The organism is Advenella incenata, assembly GCF_004217095.1.
GTDB classification, from domain to species: Bacteria; Pseudomonadota; Gammaproteobacteria; order Burkholderiales; family Burkholderiaceae_B; genus Advenella; species Advenella incenata.
In genome coordinates this window covers 56,837-76,323 of record NZ_SHKO01000004.1, presented here as the reverse complement: position 1 = coordinate 76,323, position 19,487 = coordinate 56,837, and the positions used below count along the sequence as shown (strand labels likewise).

The 19,487-nt window shown below is 55.8% G+C and carries 16 protein-coding genes and 1 tRNA gene; 9 read left to right on the top strand and 8 right to left on the bottom strand.

The features are described 5' to 3' along the window. The first annotated feature begins 109 nt into the window (after positions 1-109). Positions 110-442, top strand: a complete 333-nt coding sequence (locus EV681_RS19300) for a winged helix-turn-helix transcriptional regulator (protein ID WP_128396843.1) — start codon at positions 110-112, stop codon at positions 440-442. Positions 443-741: 299 nt separating this feature from the next. On the opposite strand, the gene EV681_RS19295 is transcribed toward EV681_RS19300, so the two are convergent. From EV681_RS19295 to purN, 5 genes are all read right to left on the bottom strand, one after another. Beyond that, a tRNA-Val gene (locus EV681_RS19295) sits at positions 742-818 on the bottom strand. A gap of 294 nt (positions 819-1,112) precedes the next feature. Next, positions 1,113-3,377 carry a UvrD-helicase domain-containing protein gene (locus EV681_RS19290; RefSeq protein WP_130304893.1) on the bottom strand — a complete coding sequence of 755 codons (2,265 nt, stop codon included), beginning with the start codon at positions 3,375-3,377 and terminating at the stop codon, positions 1,113-1,115. After that, positions 3,374-4,576 carry a DesA family fatty acid desaturase gene (locus EV681_RS19285; protein ID WP_128396841.1) on the bottom strand — a complete coding sequence of 401 codons (1,203 nt, stop codon included), beginning with the start codon at positions 4,574-4,576 and terminating at the stop codon, positions 3,374-3,376. Before EV681_RS19285 ends, EV681_RS19290 begins: the two co-directional genes overlap by 4 nt. Positions 4,577-4,958: 382 nt before the next feature. Beyond that, positions 4,959-6,320, bottom strand: a complete 1,362-nt coding sequence (locus tag EV681_RS19280; protein WP_130304892.1) for an RsmB/NOP family class I SAM-dependent RNA methyltransferase — start codon at positions 6,318-6,320, stop codon at positions 4,959-4,961. A gap of 98 nt (positions 6,321-6,418) precedes the next feature. Continuing rightward, on the bottom strand, positions 6,419-7,096 hold the full coding sequence (gene purN / locus EV681_RS19275) for a phosphoribosylglycinamide formyltransferase (protein ID WP_128396839.1): 678 nt from the start codon (positions 7,094-7,096) through the stop codon (positions 6,419-6,421). Positions 7,097-7,145: 49 nt separating this feature from the next. Between purN and EV681_RS19270 the strand changes: the two genes are divergently transcribed. The 8 genes from EV681_RS19270 (at position 7,146) to EV681_RS19235 (ending at position 15,501) form a co-directional block, all read left to right on the top strand. Continuing rightward, the gene (locus EV681_RS19270) at positions 7,146-8,111 is read left to right on the top strand and encodes a bifunctional riboflavin kinase/FAD synthetase (protein ID WP_130304891.1); all 966 of its coding nucleotides are present in this window, start codon (positions 7,146-7,148) and stop codon (positions 8,109-8,111) included. Next, entirely contained in the window at positions 8,101-10,968 is a 2,868-nt protein-coding gene (gene ileS / locus EV681_RS19265; RefSeq protein ID WP_130304890.1) for an isoleucine--tRNA ligase, read from the top strand. Before EV681_RS19270 ends, ileS begins: the two co-directional genes overlap by 11 nt. Continuing rightward, on the top strand, positions 10,961-11,479 hold the full coding sequence (gene lspA, locus EV681_RS19260) for a signal peptidase II (protein ID WP_130304889.1): 519 nt from the start codon (positions 10,961-10,963) through the stop codon (positions 11,477-11,479). The genes ileS and lspA overlap by 8 nt, the downstream gene beginning before the upstream one ends. Beyond that, positions 11,476-12,693 (top strand): bifunctional phosphopantothenoylcysteine decarboxylase/phosphopantothenate--cysteine ligase CoaBC, encoded by a 1,218-nt coding sequence (gene coaBC / locus EV681_RS19255; protein WP_128396835.1) that lies wholly within the window; start codon positions 11,476-11,478, stop codon positions 12,691-12,693. Before lspA ends, coaBC begins: the two co-directional genes overlap by 4 nt. Positions 12,694-12,726: 33 nt before the next feature. Continuing rightward, positions 12,727-13,350, top strand: coding sequence for a DedA family protein (locus EV681_RS19250; RefSeq protein ID WP_128396834.1), 624 nt, complete (start codon positions 12,727-12,729; stop codon positions 13,348-13,350). Between the two features lie 55 nt (positions 13,351-13,405). After that, positions 13,406-13,921: a hypothetical protein gene (locus EV681_RS19245; RefSeq protein WP_130304888.1), complete on the top strand. Its 516-nt coding sequence runs from the start codon at positions 13,406-13,408 to the stop codon at positions 13,919-13,921. Then, positions 13,918-14,364 carry a dUTP diphosphatase gene (gene dut, locus EV681_RS19240; RefSeq protein WP_128396832.1) on the top strand — a complete coding sequence of 149 codons (447 nt, stop codon included), beginning with the start codon at positions 13,918-13,920 and terminating at the stop codon, positions 14,362-14,364. The genes EV681_RS19245 and dut overlap by 4 nt, the downstream gene beginning before the upstream one ends. 135 nt (positions 14,365-14,499) lie before the next feature. After that, on the top strand, positions 14,500-15,501 hold the full coding sequence (locus EV681_RS19235; RefSeq protein WP_128396831.1) for a Bug family tripartite tricarboxylate transporter substrate binding protein: 1,002 nt from the start codon (positions 14,500-14,502) through the stop codon (positions 15,499-15,501). 224 nt (positions 15,502-15,725) lie between these two features. Here EV681_RS19235 and EV681_RS19230 read toward each other — a convergent pair whose 3' ends face one another. From EV681_RS19230 to EV681_RS19220, 3 genes are all read right to left on the bottom strand, one after another. Continuing rightward, positions 15,726-16,883, bottom strand: coding sequence for an ABC transporter substrate-binding protein (locus tag EV681_RS19230; RefSeq protein WP_128396830.1), 1,158 nt, complete (start codon positions 16,881-16,883; stop codon positions 15,726-15,728). A 94-nt stretch (positions 16,884-16,977) separates the two neighbouring features. Further along, complete coding sequence (locus EV681_RS19225) at positions 16,978-17,634, bottom strand: PqiC family protein (protein WP_128396829.1); 657 nt, start codon at positions 17,632-17,634, stop codon at positions 16,978-16,980. Then, positions 17,631-19,478, bottom strand: a complete 1,848-nt coding sequence (locus tag EV681_RS19220) for a PqiB family protein (RefSeq protein WP_130304887.1) — start codon at positions 19,476-19,478, stop codon at positions 17,631-17,633. The genes EV681_RS19225 and EV681_RS19220 overlap by 4 nt, the downstream gene beginning before the upstream one ends. Positions 19,479-19,487: the final 9 nt, after the last annotated feature.

The window sequence follows — 19,487 nt, the reverse complement described above, 5'->3', positions numbered from 1 at the left end:
GCTTTAATTTGATTTTTGAACATACTGGCACTAAACTTACTATTCAACAAGTACGCACTAAAAAGTAAGTGCTAAACAGCAAGCACCATTGACCCGTAAAGAAATAACCATGAACATAACCCGACCCGTGTATACCGCCGATACAGCGGCCGATGGCGTTGAGCAGGCGATTCGCGTGCTGGAAGGACGCTGGAAACTGCTTATTCTGTTTCGTCTTTTTGGTGGACGTTTACTGCGTTTTTCCGAACTCGAACGCACACTGCCTGGCATTTCCCAAAAGATGCTGATTCAGCAATTACGCCAATTGGAGGCCGACGGCATTGTGCGCCGCATCGATCACCAAGAGGTGCCGCCCAAAGTGGAATACGGCCTGACCGAATGGGGCCAGGCGCTATGCCCTGCCCTGGACTCGCTACTCAAATGGGCCGAACAGCGCCCCTGAGCGCGACAGAGTGGCAGCCCACCCGCGCCTTGAGTAAAAACTGAAAATACAATTGTGCCATTGCCGGATGACAGGAATGCGGTTTTTGAGCAATGGCGGCTGTAGCGGCCCCTGCGGGACAAATAAAGAGATAGACAGACCGGAAGGGCAGACTGGCAGATAATTGAAAGATTAACAGGCAATAAAAAACCCGCAGGGCAAAATGCTTGCGGGTTTGATGATATTGTCTGGCCGGTGAAAAAGCTTAAAAAGTCTTTGAAGAAAACTTAAACACTCTACCGGTAAATGACAGATAAAACTGGTAGGCAGTACTGGATTCGAACCAGCGACCTCTACGATGTCAACGTAGCGCTCTAACCAACTGAGCTAACCGCCTTTAAGAAAGAAGAGAATTCTAACACTGTATTGCCCGGCTTGTCCACATCTTCGAACCATAAAGGCGAACAATTTCTTCAGCGTGTCTCAATCGCGGGATATGCGCTTTGATTGGTAGCCAACACCGGAGTCTACAGTGCCATAAATCTGAACTTTACTGCCACTGCGTCCACTGTCCGCCGCGTTACCCGCACACCCGCTAAGCAGCCCGAAACCCAGAAAAAGGGCCAGAGTACATATCATCGCTTTCATAACATTTCCTTTATCTGCTTTAGTACCAACTGGCCTGATATGGTCAGGCGGCAATGATATCCAGTTTAGCAACTGCCAGGGCCAGCGTTTTGGCGCCAGCATCCCTGAAGACAATCTCCGCCTGGGCATCTGCGCCCTGCCCGCTTAATCTGATGATCGTTCCATCACCAAAGCGCGCGTGACGCACGCCCTGGCCAATCCGGTATTGCTTGCCGCTGACACTAACGCCCGAGCTTACACTGCGCGGCGCCCGTGGCTCTATTCTGCCAGTGGAAGGACGCGCATGCGCGTCAACATGCAAACGCATGCCCCAGGAAGGCTCGGCTTGTTCGCGGGTGCGCGGCGTCAGCCATTTCAGGTGATCCTCGGGCAATTCGTCCAGAAAGCGCGATCGCATCGAATAACGCGTCTGTCCATGCAACATGCGCGCATGTGCCAGACTGATAGTCAAGCGTTCCTTGGCACGCGTAATGGCGACATACATCAGGCGGCGCTCTTCCTGCAGTCCGTCTTCGGCCATCATGCTATTTTCATGTGGGAACAGACCCTCTTCCACACCGGTGATAAAGACCGAATCAAACTCCAGCCCCTTGGCTGCATGAATGGTCATGAGCTGAACGGCATCCTGTCCGGCCTGTGCCTGGTTGTCACCCGCCTCAAGCGAAGCATGGGACAAAAAAAGCGCCAGCGGTGTTGTCTGTTCCTGGGCAAAAGGCGAATCGGGATCGTCGGGCGCGACCGAACGCTCAACCTGGGCCATGGCGGCTTTGCCTTCCAGATTTTCCTCGGCACAGAACGCAGTGGCCGCGTTAATAAGCTCACCCAGGTTTTCCAGCCGCTCTGCGCCTTCGCGTTCGGCTTCGTAGTGCGTGGTCAATCCGGAAAGGTCGTTAACGTGCTTGATCAGTTCCGCAAGCGTCAGGGTTTGCGCCGCTTCGCGTAACGTTTCGATCAGTTTGGCAAAGGCCAGCAGCTTGCCGCCGCTGCGGCCGGACACCGCCCCCACGGCGTGGATCAGATTGCAACCAATCTGACGCGCCGAGTCGGTGAGGTTTTCCAGGGTTCTGGCGCCGATACCACGCGCCGGAAAGTTAACAACTCGCATGAACGAGGTATCATCATCGCCGCTGGCCACTAACCTGAGGTAAGCCAGGACATGCTTGATTTCCTGGCGCTCGAAAAAGCGCAAGCCGCCGTATACCTTGTATGGAATGTGCGCAGAAAAAAGAGCGTGTTCGATGGGCCGCGATTGCGCGTTGCTGCGATACAAAACCGCAATTTCACTGCGCATGCGGCCTTCATTGATCTGCGCGCGGATTTCGTCCACGACCCATTGGGCCTCCAGCAGATCGGTAGGCTGTTCAACAACCCGAAGCAGCTCGCCTTCGCCCCTGTCGGTCCACAGATTTTTCCCAAGACGCTCGGTATTGTGCTCGATCAGCGCATTGGCTGCATCCAGAATGTGGCCAAAAGATCGGTAGTTCTGCTCCAGCCGGATAATATTGTTGCCGGCATAATCGCGCTCAAAGGTGGACATATTGCCCACGTTGGCGCCACGGAAGGCATAGATGGACTGATCATCGTCACCCACGGCAAACAGCGACGCATCGCCGCCTGCCAGCAGACAGAGCCATTTGTATTGCAGTGTATTGGTGTCCTGAAACTCGTCAACCAGAATATACCGGAAGCGCCGCTGATAGTGCTCACGCACCAGGGCATTGCGAGACAACAGCTCATAGGCGCGCAGCAGCAATTCGGCAAAATCGACGACACCTTCGCGCTGACACTGTTCCTGGTACAACTGATAAATTTCTGCCAGACGTTTGCGATGCGCATCCCACACCTCAACGTGCTCGGGCCGCTCGCCATTTTCCTTGGCATTATTGATGAAGCGCTGCACATCCCTGGGGGGAAACTTTTCGTCGTCGATATCATTGGCTTTGATCAGGCGTTTGATGGCCGCCAGCTGATCTGCGATATCGAGGATTTGGAAATTTTGTGGCAAACCGGCATCGCGATAATGAGCGCGCAAAAGCCGGTTGCATAAACCATGGAAAGTGCCGACCCACATGCCGCGGGTGTCCACCGGCAACATGGCCGTCAGGCGTGTGAGCATTTCACGCGCCGCTTTATTGGTAAAGGTGACGGCCAGCACACCATATGGACTGACTTTTCCATTCTGGATAAGCCAGGCCATGCGGGTGGTTAGAACTTTGGTTTTACCACTACCGGCACCAGCCAGAACAAGCGTATGCTTACTGGCTGTGGTAACGGCCGCCAGTTGCTCAGGATTTAACTGCCCGATCATGCGGCATAGCGGCGCAGACGTAGAGCAAACTGTTCAAGGCTCTGAATACCGCTTTGCTGCGCATGCTGGCACCATTGTTGCAAGTCACCAAGCAATTGCTCGCTGCTGGCTGTGGAACTTGTCCATACACGATACAATTCTTCGCGCATATGAACCAGCTTGGCCAGCATCGTGTTTTGCGACAACATGTTATCCAGTTCCTGCTTTTCCTGTGGATTCAAGGCCAGATCGGCCTGCCCAAGGCGCGATTGCACTTTCTGCAGCAGTTCACGTTCCTGGTCGCTGGCGCCAGCCTGGGTCAGACGCTTGATTTCAGACTGGACGGACTGGCGCAACATGCTGGCGTAACGCGCCATGATTTCATAGCGGTGCGTAATCACACCCTGCAGGGTTTGCTCGGTCACAGAATCGGACTTTTCACGAACCAGTTTCAGCTTGGGCGCAACCTTCTTGACCTGAGCCAGGCGTAGTGCCTGCAAAATCCGGATATAACCCCAGCCGATATCGAACTCATACCATTTGCTTGAAAACTTGGCGGACGTACCGTAGGCATGGTGATTGTTGTGCAACTCTTCGCCACCGATGATAATGCCAATGGGGAATAAATTAGTGCTGGTATCGGGGCTGGAAAAATTCCGGTATCCGATATAGTGACCCAAACCGTTGACCACGCCGGCGGCCCAGAATGGGATCCATGCCATTTGCACTGCCCACACGGTCAGGCCGAGTGCGCCGAACAACAGCAGGTCGATGGCCAGCATGGTAAAAATGCCCAGCGTGGTATGGCGAGAATAAACGTTGCGTTCCATCCAGTCGTCGGGCGTGCCGTGACTGAAGCGCTTGACGGTTTCCTCGTTGGCAGCCTCTTCACGATACAGCTCTGCCCCTTTCCACAAGACCCGGTCGATACCGTAAATCATGGGAGAGTGAGGATCGCCTTCACGTTCGCATTTTGCATGGTGCTTGCGGTGGATAGCCACCCACTCACGCGTGACCATTCCTGTGGTCAGCCAGAGCCAGAAGCGAAAGAAATGCGACACGGCCGGATGCAGATCCAGCCCCCGGTGAGCCTGACTGCGGTGCAGATAAATCGTTACCGCGGCAATGGTGATGTGAGTAAGCACTAGCGTGACAAGAATCACCTGCCACCAGCCAAGTTGCAAAAAGCCACCGGAAATAAAGTCGAGAATTGTATCCATATACCCTTTAAGGTCTCCTGAGATGCCCAAGATTACCGGGCATTGGCCCGCTACGGCGGGCACTGTGCCCTTATTCGGGCAGGATGCTGAGCGATATTGAATCGCGCAGAAATTATAACATTATGATTTAACTAAGAAAAAATTTAATTGCCTTTTTTCTTGATTTTGAGCAAGTCGTGAGCAGAATGTCATTATTCTGACACAGTACCCGCTGCTTTTCTTTAAATATAGCCCTATTTTCAGACTGCAATGCGGGTTTATACGCCGATTGTGTTGCGCAAGGTTACAAACGCACATCCACAGAGAAATTAGCGGGTGTTAATCGCCTATTTCTCCATTTTAAGACCATTTTAACAACAACTGGTTCCCTGCAGCGGCAAATTTATTTACTGCGTTCCAGCACAGCGGCAAAAAAGCCGTCGGTGCCGTGCACATCCGGGCGCAGCCTTAGATAAGGTGTTGTCATGCCCAGGTCAGGACATCGGTCTCCCAATACCTCCTGAGCATTGAGCAGCGTGAATTCGGGATGGGCTGCCAGGAAGGCATCAACCTGATGTTCATTTTCATGCGGCAGCACGCTGCAGGTAGAGTACACCAGCCGGCCGCCCGGGGCGACGCAGCGAGCAGCACTATTGAGAATGCGCGCCTGCAGTTCGGTCAGTTCCTGCACGCTGGCCGGAGACTGGCGCCACTTGAGATCTGGATTGCGACGCAGTGTGCCGACACCGGTGCACGGCGCATCGACCAGCACCTTGTCCGCCTTGCCGGCAAGGCGTTTCACACGGGTATCATTTTCGTTCGATATGGCAATCGGCGTCACATTTGAGAGACCGCTACGGGCTATGCGAGGCTTGGCCTTGGCCAGACGCGCGGCCGATACATCGAAGGCATAAAGGCGGCCGGCCGAGCGCATCAACGCGCCCAGCAACAGCGTTTTACCGCCAGCGCCGGCGCAAAAATCAATCACCATATCGGTACGTTTTGGTCCGACCAGCAGCGCCAGCAGCTGGCTGCCTTCGTCCTGCACTTCGAGCGAACCGTTTTCGAACAAGGCCCACCGGGAAATTGCCGGCTTGCCGTTCAACCGAATGCCCCAGGGAGAATACGGTGTGGGCTGCGGATCAAACTCGGCCACCGGTGTGTCCTGTAATTGAGCCAGTACCGTATCCCTGTCGATCTTGAAGGGATTGACACGCAGATCAAGCGGCGCCTTGGTGTTGAGCGCTGCGATCAGGCTTTCGAACTCGTCCAGCTGGCTCATATGTTCATACAGCCAGTCGGGCAGGCTGGCGCGTATTTCCGGGGCCAGCGAAGCCAGATCGATGGTATCCATGCGCAGCAGCCAGCTTTTCTCTTCTTCAGAGAGCTGGCCGGCAATGGTGTCCTTGCCCACCACCGAGGCCAGCCCCAGAATGGCCAGACGCTCCAATGCTGGTCCGGTGCCGCTTTCGGCGTATTGCCGGTAACGGCGCAAATGACGCAGCACATCGAATACCGCCTCGGCCACTTCATTGCGATCGCGCCCGCCCAGTGATTTGTTGGCCCGAAACCAGGCAGACAGCACGGCATCTGCCGGGTGTTTCCACTTGAGCACTTCGTTCAGAACGTCGCGGATCTGGCTCAGGCGAGTGGTGTAGATGCCGCGCTGGCGCGCGCCAGGCTGGGGCGCGCGTTGCGTGCGACGGGTGAAATCGGGTTTGACAGAACGGCGTCCTGTGTCTTTTCTAGCGGATTTGATTGTCATAATTTTTGCCTGATTGAACGATATGTCAAATGGGGTATATCAATGGTGAAATATCGATGCTGATGCAAACGATATCCGTAAACGATATACGCGATATATCAGCTGACATATTCCGTGTCTGCGTAAAACTGCTGTAACGGCAGTTTTTCTGTAAAGCCTACCTTGCCCTGTTCATCCAGAAACACTGCTTTTTGCGCCAGCCAGCGCATGACCTGGGGATAGAGCTTGTGCTCCATGACCAGCACGCGCTGGTCCAGACTCTGGACGGTATCATCAGCCATGACAGGAACGACCGCCTGAGCGATGATGGGGCCCTGGTCCAGCGCGGGAATAACAAAGTGTACGCTGCAGCCATGAACACGCACCCCGGCATTCAGTGCCTGCTGGTGAGTATGCAGTCCTGGAAACAGCGGCAGGAGTGAAGGATGTATATTGACCAACCTCCCGGTGTAGTGCCGCACGAACTCATCGCTCAGAATGCGCATGAACCCGGCTAGCAGCACCAGATCGGGCTGGTACCGATCAATGCATTCGGCCAGCGCCTGATCATATTGAACGCGGGTCTGGCCGCCTGCCGCATCATACACCAGTTGTTCGGTCTGAATACCCTGTGCCCGTGCCCAGGCCAATCCTTCACTGTTGGCGCTATGCGAGATGACGGCGCTTATATTGACATTTGTCATTTGGCTTGCGGCATGCACCAAGGCTTTCATATTGGAGCCGCGCCCGGAAATAAGGATAACGACCCGGGCCGCCGCAGGATTTGTTGGTTTCAACTGAACACTTCCGTAATGCTTGCAAGTTTAAAATTGTAAACTGTATGGCGTGAAAAATCCTCTCCAAATCTCCCGTCAGGCTTTTGCCTCGGCTGCCCAAACCGGCAGCGCCCTTACCATTGGTAATTTCGATGGTGTCCATCTAGGTCATCAGCAGTTGCTCTCGCACGTCGTGCAAACCGCAGCCAGCAAGATGCTGGTGCCCTCAGTTATGACATTTGTGCCCCACCCTCGCGAATACTTCGCCCTGCGCGAACAACGTCCCGAACTGGCACCGACGCGCATTTCGACCTTGCGAGACAAAGTGCGCGCCCTGTCCTGTTGCGGCATCCGGCATATTCATATCCGGCGCTTTGACCAGGCGTTTGCCCAGCAGACACCTGAACAGTTCATTGAAGATATTCTGGTACGCCAACTGGCGGTCAAGTGGCTGTATGTCGGCGAAGACTTTCGCTTCGGCAGCAAGCGACGCGGCGACATTGCCCTGCTGCGCGATGCCGGCGCACGGTTTGGCTTTGAGGTAGAGACGCTGCGTGATGTACTGGATCCTCACGGCATTCGCTACTCCAGTTCAGAATTGCGCCATGCGCTTGCCTACGCAGATATTGAACGCGCTGGCCAATTTCTTGGTCACCCCTATCAAATCAGCGGGCATGTGGTGCATGGGCGCAAGCTGGGGCGCACGATCGGCTTTCCTACGCTCAATATCCGTGTGATGCCGCGCTGCGCCTTGCGCTCAGGCATATACGTGGTCAGGGTAGAGGGACTGGAGGCCGGGCCGCTGGCCGGGATTGCCAGTCTTGGCGTGCGCCCGACCGTCGAAGAGGACGGGCAAGTCCTGCTGGAAGTGCATATTCTCGATAAAAACGTATCGGCATACGGTAAACTTATTACAATAAGCTTTTTGCACGCCGTGCGGGACGAAGAAAAATTCCCCGATTTACAAACTCTGACTGACGCCATCCGCCACGACGCGGACGTTGCTCGCAACTACTTTGCTGTCCATGGATTATAAGAACACCCTGAATCTGCCTGAAACCCCCTTCCCGATGCGGGGAAACCTGCCAAAACGCGAACCCGGCTGGGTGCTTGAATGGGAGGAAAAGAAAGTGTACCAGGCGATTCGCAAGGCCTGCGCTGGTCGCCCTGCCTATATTTTGCACGACGGCCCGCCGTATGCAAATGGCGATATTCATATCGGTCATGCGGTCAACAAGATTCTCAAGGACATTATTCTCAAAAGTCGCACGATGGCTGGCTTTGACGCGCCTTATGTCCCCGGCTGGGACTGCCATGGCATGCCCATCGAGATTCAGATTGAAAAAAAATACGGCAAGAACCTGCCGGTGGCTGAAGTCCAGTCGAAGGCTCGCGCCTATGCCCTGGAGCAGATTGACCGCCAGCGAGCCGATTTCAAGCGGCTGGGTGTATTGGGCGATTGGGAGAACCCCTATCTGACCATGAATTACGGCAATGAAGCCAACGAGTTGCGAGCACTGGCGCGCATCATGGAAAAAGGCTACGTGTTCCGTGGCCTCAAACCGGTGAACTGGTGCTTTGACTGCGGCTCGGCCCTGGCCGAAGCGGAAGTGGAATATGCCGACCGCAAGGATCCGGCTATCGACGTGGCCTTCCCCTTTGCCCAAAAAGATAAATTGGCTGCCGCTTTCGGCCTCGATAGTATAGAAGATGGTGCCGTCGTCATCTGGACCACAACGCCCTGGACAATTCCCTCCAATCAGGCCCTGAACGTTCATCCGGAAGTGGTCTATGCGCTGGTACGCCTGAGCGAGCCGCTGCCTACTGGCCCATTGTTGCTGCTGGCCAAGGATCGCGTGCAGGCCTGTCTGGAACACTGGCAGTTGCAAGGCTCGGTCATCGCCGAGTGCACCGGGCAGGCGCTGGACCACATTGCATTCCGCCATCCGCTGGCCACTGCAGATGCCGGCTATGACCGCCTGTCTCCGATCTACCTGGGTGACTATGTCACGGTGGACACTGGCACTGGTATTGTGCACTCTGCGCCCGCGTACGGCGTAGAGGATTTCCAGTCCTGCAAGGCCAACGGCATGCCGGATGCGGATATCATCAGTCCCGTCATGGGCGATGGCAAATATGTGCCTTCCCTGCCTTTGTTCGGTGGCAAGACAATCTGGGAAGCGAACCCGGATATCGTCAAGGCAATGCAGGACGCCGGAACATTGCTGCACGTGGAATCTCATAAGCACAGCTACATGCATTGCTGGCGTCATAAAACGCCCATTATCTATCGCGCAACCAGCCAGTGGTTTGCCGGCATGGATCGCCAACCCAATGATGACACCGGCACACTGCGCGAAAAGGCGCTGGCAGGCATCGAAGCCACCGGCTTTTATCCGGCCTGGGGGCGCGCCCGCCTGCATGCCATGATTGCCAATCGTCCTGACTGGACCTTGTCGCGCCAACGCCAATGGGGCGTACCCATGGCGTTTTTCGTGCACAAGGAAACCGGCCAGTTGCATCCGCGTACGGTTGAACTGCTTGAACAGATCGCACAGCGCGTCGAAAAGCAAGGCATTGAAGCCTGGCAGGCGCTGGATCCGGCAGAACTGCTGGGCGAGGACGCCGTGCATTACGAGAAAAACCGCGACACACTGGACGTCTGGTTCGATTCAGGCACCACTCACTTCACGGTCCTGGGCGGCAAGGACAATGCAACTACCGGTTCGCATTCCGATACGCTGCGCTGGCCGGCCGATCTGTACCTGGAAGGGTCGGATCAGCACCGAGGCTGGTTTCATTCGTCGCTACTGACCTCCTCCATGCTGTTTGGCGAGCCACCCTATCGCAATCTGCTGACCCACGGCTTCGTCGTTGACGGTCAGGGACGCAAGATGAGCAAGTCGATGGGCAACGTGATTGCCCCGCAGAAAGTATCCGACTCGCTGGGCGCCGAGATCATCAGGCTGTGGACCGCCTCTACCGATTATTCGGGTGAACTGTCCATTTCCGACCAAATCCTCAAGCGCGTAGTGGAAGGCTATCGCCGTATCCGCAATACCGTGTGTTTCCTGCTGGGCAATCTGAATGATTTCGATGCAGCAAAAGATATGGTGGAAACCGGCAAGCTGTTCGAAGTCGACCAGTATGCGCTGGCGTTAACGCTGGATATGCAAAATGAAGTGACCGCCTATTACGACGAATTCAATTTCCATCCGGCCATGGCGCGCCTGCAGATTTTCTGCTCGGAAGATCTGGGATCGTTCTATCTGGATACGCTCAAGGACCGTCTGTACGTCACGGATCGCAACAGCCTGGCGCGACGCTCGGCGCAAACGGCCCTGCTGCACATCACACTGAGCCTGCTCAAGCTGCTGGCGCCGGTGTTGTCCTTTACAGCTGAAGAGGCCTGGCAGGAACTGCAGAAATCAACGCTGAAAAACACCGACAGTGCAAGCACCGTCACGATTTTTACCGAAGTATTCCACTCCCTGCCCGAGGTCGCCGATCACGCAGCGCTGAGCAAAAAGTGGCAACGTATTCTGCAGATTCGCGCCGACCTGAACAAGCAATTGGAAGACGTGCGCAGCGCCGGTCGCATTGGTTCAGCGCTACAGGCCGAAGTAGACGTATTTGCCGACGGGCTGGATCTGGAGTATCTGCAAAGCCTGAACGACGACCTGCGTTTTGTATTCATCGTGTCGCGTGCAACGGTACACGCCGGGGTGCCGGGCGAAGGCGTCAATTTCACCATCACGCCGTCCGAACATCGCAAGTGTGAACGCTGCTGGCATTACCGCGAAGAAGTGGGCACCATTGCTGACCATCCGGATATCTGTTCACGCTGTGACGACAATTTGCATCACGGTGGCGAGGACAGGCACTATGCATAAGGCAGTGCAGCCGGCAACGCGCGTTGTGCCGTATTTGATGTGGATCGCGCTGGCGCTGGTGCTGATCGGTGCAGACCAGATCAGCAAACAGTACTTTGAGCAGAATTTCGAGTATCTGCAACGCGTGAACGTGCTGCCGGTCTTCGATTTCATTCTGATCTACAATCAGGGTGCAGCCTTTAGCATGCTGGCAGACGGCGCCGGCTGGCAACGCTGGTTTTTCATGTTGCTCGGCCTGGCCGCGTCGGCGTTCATCCTGTATCTGCTGCGCAAACACCGCGAGCAGCCGCTTTTTTGCCTGTCACTGGCGCTGATACTGGCCGGTGCCATCGGCAACGTCATCGACAGAACGCTTTACGGGCATGTCATTGATTTTCTGCTGTTTTACTGGAACGACGCCTATTTCCCGGCGTTCAATCTGGCCGACACGTTTATTACCATCGGGGCCGTACTGCTGGTCCTGGATGAACTGCTGCGCTATCTGCGCAACAAAAGGGAGCAACAGACATGAGTCCGCTTTCCGGCAAGCGTATCCTGATCGGCGTCACCGGCGGCATTGCCTGCTACAAGGCGGCAGAATTGGTACGCCGGCTGCAGGATCACGGCGCGACCATCACCGTTGCCATGACGCATGCGGCAACCCAGTTTGTCACGCCCACAACGTTCCAGGCGCTATCGGGCAATCCGGTTTACACCGAAACGCTGGACGATCGCATGGAAAACAGCATGGCGCACATCAACCTGAGCCGCCAGGCCGACCTGATTCTGATTGTGCCGGGCAGTGCAGACTTCATGGCCAAACTGGCTCATGGCCTGGCAGACGATCTGCTGTCAACGGTGTGTCTGGCGCGCGGGCTTTGTCCGCTGGTGGTTGTCCCTGCCATGAATCGGGAAATGTGGGGCCACCCGGCAACGCAACGCAATGCGGCGCAACTGCGCAATGACGGCGTAAGGCTCTGGGGGCCGGCCAGCGGCTCGCAGGCCTGCGGTGAAGTAGGCGATGGCCGTATGCTGGAACCTGAACAAATCGTTTTTGAAACACACGCTTTTTTCCAGAACAAAGCGCTTGCCGGCAAAAATATTCTGGTGACCGCCGGGCCGACACAGGAAGATATAGATCCGGTGCGCTTTATCAGCAACCGCTCCTCGGGCAAAATGGGTTACGCCATTGCTCGCGCTGCCTGGGAAGCCGGCGCGCGCGTGACGCTGGTGTCCGGTCCCACCGCGCTGGATGCGCCATACGGTGTTGATCGCATCAATGTAAAAACGGCCCGGCAAATGCATGCTCACGTCATGCAATTGGCGCCAGAGCAGGATATCTTTATCTCTGTAGCGGCGGTGGCAGACTGGCGAGTCAGCAATGCGCAAGCTCAGAAAGTAAAAAAAACCGGCAATCAAAGCGGCCTGGATCTGACGCTGACCGAAAATCCGGATATTTTGGCTGAAGTGGCCGCCCTGGCCCATGGCCCATGGTGCGTTGGTTTTGCCGCTGAAACAGAAAACCTGCACGACTATGCCGAAGCCAAGCGCAAACGAAAAAAAATCCCCCTGCTGGTCGGCAATCTGGCCCAGGAAACCATGGAGTCGGATCAGTCCCGTATGGTGCTGTTCGACGATCAGGGTAGCCACCCCCTGCCCGTGCTGGATAAACTGGATGCCGCCCGCCGACTGATCGCAGAGATCGCCAATCGCACCGTCAAGTCTGACGCCCCCACAAGCCTTTGATCGCCGGCCCTGGCCGCGTCACCCCGATCGCCGATGCAACCCTATATTGATCAGATTCTTGCATTTATCACCCTGCATCAACACTGGGCCGGGCCGGTTATCGGCCTGGTGTCGTTCGGAGAATCGCTGCTGATCGTCGGGTTATTTGTGCCTGCGACCGTCATTCTGCCGCTGACCGGTATACTGATTGCCAACGGTACGCTCGAATTTACCGGGGTACTGTTGTGGGGAATAGCCGGCGCCATCCTGGGCGATGCGATTTCCTACTGGATCGGCAATGCCTACGGCCCCGCCCTGCTTAAAAGCAACGCCCTGCGCAAACGCCGACGCTCGGTGGCGCGTGCCCGTCTGCTGTTTTACCGATATGGCTTTCTGGCAGTATTTGCCGGTCGCTTCATGGGCGCATTCCGCTCGCTAATCCCGGGCATGGCTGGCATAATGAAGATGCCACAGGGGCGATTTCAGCTGGCCAATGTACTGTCGGCAGTGATCTGGTTCCCATGGTTGCTGTTGCCCGGTTATCTGGGCGTGCGCGGAGCCGATGCGCTGGGCGCCACAGGCAGCGTCGCCATACTAGCGATACTGGCAGTAGTGTGTATTATCGCTATCGTTTCAAGACGACGGCGAGCTGCGCGCCAGCCGCTGGACAAGCAGTGAGGCCGGCGCAGCAGCACGCAGCTATCCACGCAGTGACAGCCAATGGAGTGCAACAATGAATATGGACTACCGCGAACCCAGAAATGGCGACTTTGCCAGTTATGTAGAAGAACTCAGTCGCCATTTTGATATGAAGGAACAGGCAGTAAACCCGGATTTTTCTTCGGGCTTTCCGTCGCAGTTGGTTGATACGACAGCGCGAGGCAAGAGCAAAGCGACGCCCGCCGGCACGCCACGCAACGCCGGAGCCGGGGCGCCAACGGCGATCAGCCCTCAGGCTGATATCGGCTTTCCCGTGCCACCCAGCGGCAAGCAGCACACCGGGTTTGAAACCCGACCTGCGGCACCGGCCACGAAAAAAAGCCAGCCCTTTCCCTTTGCCCTGGTGGCAGGATTGATTGCCGTGGCCGTTTTTATCCTGGCCAATGGCGTGGGCCCTGGCGGCCTGAATATGGACGGCATGGGCGGACCGCTGATCTTCATTCTGGTGATCCTGTTTATTATTTTCAGGCGGATTCGCAATGCCGCCAAACGATTTCCCACTTCGGTCAAAACCAAGAAACAAACATGAAACTTGATGTCAAAATTTTAGACGAGCGCATGCGCGACCAGTTGCCCACTTATGCCACTCCCGGTTCGGCCGGACTGGATTTGCGTGCCTGCGTAGAACAGGAACAAACCCTGGCGCCCGGCGCCTCGCTGCTGGTGCCTACCGGCATTTCCATTTATTTGCAGGATCCCGGCTATGCGGCCATGATTTTGCCACGTTCGGGTCTGGGACATAAAAACGGCATCGTGCTGGGCAATCTGGTCGGGCTGATCGATGCCGACTATCAGGGTCCCTTGATGGTGTCGGTCTGGAATCGTAGCCAGACGTCTTTTGTTTTAAAACCCATGGAGCGCATCGCGCAACTGGTCGTCGTACCCGTCATGCAAGTCTCGTTCAATGTCGTCGAACAATTTACACAAAGCGAACGTGGCACTGGCGGTTTTGGCAGTACCGGCAGCCACTGATACGGCTGCAGCCTCGGTCGGCGCCGTATGATGGCCATCGCATTGCAGAGCAGGGACGCTGGCAGTCCGTACCCGAAAGCATGCTGGCGTGGTTTGCTCATACGACACCGGCCCCTTATTTTCCAGGAAAAAGTAATGAATCAGACAAAACGAACGCTGTTAAAAAGCGCACTGGCCACCCTGATGGGTGCCGCCCTGCTGCAACCGGTCATGGCTCAGGAAAAATCGTATCCGACCAAGCCAATTACCTTTGTTGTGCCCTATTCTCCTGGCGGCCCGCTCGACGGCGTAGCGCGTCTGCTGGCCGAACATGCAGGCAAAACGCTGAAACAAACCATTATTGTGGAAAACAAACCGGGTGCAGGCGGCAATATTGGCGCAACCATGGTCGCGCGTGCCAAGCCCGATGGCTATTCCATTGTCATGGGTGCGGTCGCCACACACGCCATCAACCCGTGGCTGTACAAAAGCCTCAATTACGATCCGGTGAAGGATTTCGAACCTGTATTGCTGGTATCAGAAGTACCCAACGTTCTGGTCGTGAGTACGGCATTCTCGGACAAAAACAACATCAAGGATGTCGCATCGCTGCTCGAATACGCCAAAAGCAATCCCGGCAAGCTCAATTACGCTTCGGGCGGCAATGGCAGTGCGGGCCATCTTGCCGGCGAACTGCTCAAGCAGCGTACCGGCATTGATGCTGTACACGTCCCCTATCAGGGCGCCAGCCCCGCCAAGCTCTCGCTCCTGTCGGACCAGACCCAGTTTATGTTTGATAACCTGGCCTCTGCCCTGCCTCTGGTCAATGACGGCAAGGTGCGTGCCCTGGCCCTGACCACCAAAGCGACATCGGACATCATGAAAGATGTGCCGACCATGGAAGCGTCCGGCATCAAGGATTTTGACATCAGCACATGGTTCGGTATTTTTGCCACAGGCGGCACACCCGATGCGGTGGTCAACACATTGCACCAGGCGTTTGCCACAGCAATGCAGGACGAAGCCGTCAAGAAACAATTGCTGACCATGGGTTCGGATACCAAACCTTCCTCTCCCGAGGAGTTTGCCGCGAAGGTCAAAAGTGAAATGGCAAAATACAAGGAGATCGTCAAAATCTCCGGCGCCACAGCGCAGTAGTAAATGGCGCCTGGCTTGCGAGGATAAATTTCCCCAGCCGGCGCCACTGCATTCATCAACTGCTATCACACTTGCAATCGGACCTGTGTGATGCCAGTATATTTTCTGGCTTCAGGCAAGAAAAAGGACCGCATCCTGTCTGGCACAAAGATGCGGTCCCTGCTCAACTATCAACTTAAATTCAACGGCTTATAGCACACCATACAACACAGTGACGATCTGCATCATTTGTCTGCTGCATACTGGAAACGGCCGTCCTCAATTTTTCCCATGACACGGGCGCGGTTATCAAAGCCCTGGTGATCCTTGGCTGAAATATTCAACACGCCATTGGGTACGGTGAGCTCTTTGGTCGATTCAATGGCGTCGCGCAAGGCACTGCGAAACTGCGGTGTACCCGGCTGCACTTTGTGCTGTAGCGCCTGCTTCACAGCATTGTCCAGTACCATATACGCCCCCCAGGCATCGCCGGCAAACTGCGTAGCTGAATTGGCGCCATATTTCGCTTCGTATTTTTCAGTAAACTCGCTAGCCACTTTCTTGACCGGATTGCTATCGGGCAACCCTTTTGCGACCACACCCGGTCCGGTAGGAAACAAGGTTCCCTCTACATCCTTGCCACCCACTTGCAAAAACTCCAGCGTACCAATGCCATGGGTCTGATAGATGACCCCTTTATAGCCGCGTTGCTTGAGCGTCTTTCCAGGAAGCACGGCAGGCGTGCCGGAACCGGCAATCAGAATGGCATCGGGCTTGGCGGCCATCAGCTTGAGCACCTGCCCGGTTACCGACGGATCGGTCCGCTGATACGACTCGCGAGCAACCACATCAACCTTACCGACAGCCAGGTTAGAAAATTCCTTCCACCAGTTTTCTCCGTACGAATCGGCGTAACCGATAAAGGCGATTTTCTTGAAGCCTTTCTTGACCATGTCTTCGACCAGCACCTGGGCCATCAGACTGTCGTTCTGCGGCATTTTGAAGGCCCAGTGGCGACCAGGGTCATCGGGCGGTGTCACAATGGCGGCTGACGCGGCCAGGGCGACCATGGGCGTTTTCGTTTCCTTCAGAACGTCCAGAATCGCCAGTGCAGCAGCGGTCGTATTGGGTCCTACCAGAATATCGATTTTGTCTTCTGAAGTGAGCTTGCGGGCATTTCGCACTGCTTTGCTGACATCTGTACCGTCGTCAAGTACGATATATTTGGCGGGCTCGCCGCCCAGCGTTTTGGGCCACAGATCAATCGCATTGCGCGACTGGATGCCAATGGCTGCAGCCGGGCCGGTAGTCGAAAGCGTAATGCCCACGGTCACGTCCGCGAAAGCCAGTGGCGTAAGGGTTGCGGCAAGCAGGCCGACACAAACGGTAGTCTTCAATTTCATGGATAAACCTTTGGAAAAACAATGTCTCTTGGAATGCCACGGGGTTGCGCAACAACTGGCACCCCCGACAGGCAACGCAAGAAGTGGCCGCATTCTAACCCGAATGACATCCCAACGACTGAATCTGGGCGCCATCGGTCGTGCGCACCTGGGTATGGCCATCGATGGCCCCCGCAATCACATCGGACAATAGGGCCAGCGCCTGCGACTGGCTATGCACCAGCGCATCCACGCCGCTGTCGGCCTGAACCTGGATTCTGGTCTGGCAGACGCGGGATGATTGTACACCCATGCGCACCGGACTGATGCGCCAGGTGGCGTCAATCACTGCCGCTTTGTTCAAAATCATATCAAAGCGATGAAAGGTGGTCTGTATCAGCCAAACCGGCAGCTTCTGTTCACTGCCGGTAATGCCCTGGATATTGATTGCCCCAAGGCGGCTCACCAGGTTCGCCGATAGTGTTTTCTGGATTTCATCCTGCAACGAGCCCGCCCAGCGGGATCCGTTGAGCGGGACCACGGCCGACGAATCGGTTGAACTGCGAATCATCAATTGCGGTTTGTCCACGACATCGGGAATGGTCACATCATGAATATTGACGCCGTATCGCGCCGTGCCCTGCACACCGGCCGGGTCGCTGGCGGCCAGCGTGTAATACTGCGTGGGCGCAGAAGCGCAGGCGCCAAGCATGGCGGCAACGGCGACCAGCGCCAATGGCCGCAGGGCTGCAGACAGATTACGGATCATCATTGACTTTCCTTGAACGGGATATTATCTTGCGAGCGGCCTCGGATCAGCGAGCTGGGCTCAGCCTGAAGATAGTCGCCCAGGCTTCGAATGGACTTGGCCGCCCGCGACAGTTCCTTGATCATGCCATTGAACTGCAGCATGACCGGGCTCTCGTCGGCAACAACGCCACGAACGCTGCCCATGGTCTTATTGACGCCCTCCAGTGAACGACCGGCCTTCTGCACCGTCGTGGTCAGCGCCGGGACCATGGTGGTATCCAGTGTCCGGGCCAGTTTGGATATGCTTTGCAGCGTCTCGTCAAGCGAATGACCGATAGAGTCTATCGGCAGGTTTTTCAATTTTTCGACAATGACATTCAATTGCTGTTGCAGTTCGTCAAAGCTGCCAGGAACGGTGGCAATTTCCACAGGCTGCTTGTTCACGTCGGGAACCGGCGGCTTTTTGGCCATTTCAGGGAAATAGTCCAACGCAACATACAGCTGGCCGGTAAAAATATTGGCAAAACGCAGTTGTGCCTGGATGCCACTACTGACAAATTCCTTGAGTGCTACATCATGAAGCGCCTCGCCATTTTTATCGCGCCGCTGTGCTTCCGGTATCGCTGCGCCCAGGCGATTTTCATAGATCACGCCATCGACAATCACCGTGGTTTCTTTGGTGGCAATATCAAACTCCATGGAGATATTTTTGACTTCGCCCAGAAGAATACCTTTGAAATCGATGGCTGAACCTGTCTGCAATCCCCTGACCGACTTGTCGAACTTCATGCGTATCGGAAAGGCAAGCCCGTCGGGCCTGGCCAGGGCCTTGTCTTCTGACGGATTCAGTACAAATCGGGTCCCGTCAGGAGCAGGCTCTGGCTGCGCCTTTTCATCGACCAGCGGTAACTGGCCGAAAGAAATCCCGCCAGCCAGCACGGATACCAGCGACTGCGTTTTCAGATTGAGCCCGCCCGCGTTCAGGGACAGGTCAACGCCGCTGGCATTCCAGAAGCGGCTGTCCTTGGTGACAAAGCGGTCATAGGGCGCATCAACGAAAATCTGGACTTCAACGCCCTTGCCATCCTTGCTGAGCGTGTAGTTGATCACCTGCCCGACTTCCAGGCGGCGGTACAGGACCGGCGAGCCCAAATCCAGTGAATTGAGGCTGGGAGCCGTGATGGTAAACCGTTTACCGGGCCGGCCGCTGATCAGTTCAGGCGGTTTTTCCAGTCCAATGAACTCATTGCGATATTCTGCCTCGCTCTGATGCGAATCGTCGATATCCACGCCGATATAGGCGCCAGAAACCAGTGTGCCCAGCCCGGACACGCCACTGGCTGCCAGGCGCGGCTTGACCACCCAGAACCGGGCCCCTTCGCGCATCAGAAACTCGGCATTCTGCTTGAACGATACCTTCACGAGCACCGAGTTGTGATCATCGGTCAGGGTAATGTCGGTGACAGTACCTACCACCACATCCTTGTAGCGTACCTGGGTCTTGTCAATTTCCAGGCCCTCTGCCGTTTTGAAGGTGACGGTCGCGACCGGTCCCTGCTGCATGTAGTCACGCACCAGCAGAGACAATCCGATGATCGCAGCAATGAGAGGTACCAGCCAGATCCACGAAATATTTTTATTTTTCTTTTGCGTAATGACCGGCGCCTTGGCGATCACCGGATTAGGCTGATTGGATGACGCACTCTGGGTGCCTGCCTGCGAATTATCCTGAGCTGACCCGCCATGGCCTTGTGCCGCGGCATCTGCTGCTCCCGCGGAAGTGGGTGCTTGGCGGTCTGCCGGCGCTGCCCCGCTTTGCGAGGGGCGCTCATTGGAGTCCGATGGTGGCAGATCTTTTTCAGACATATGATGCTC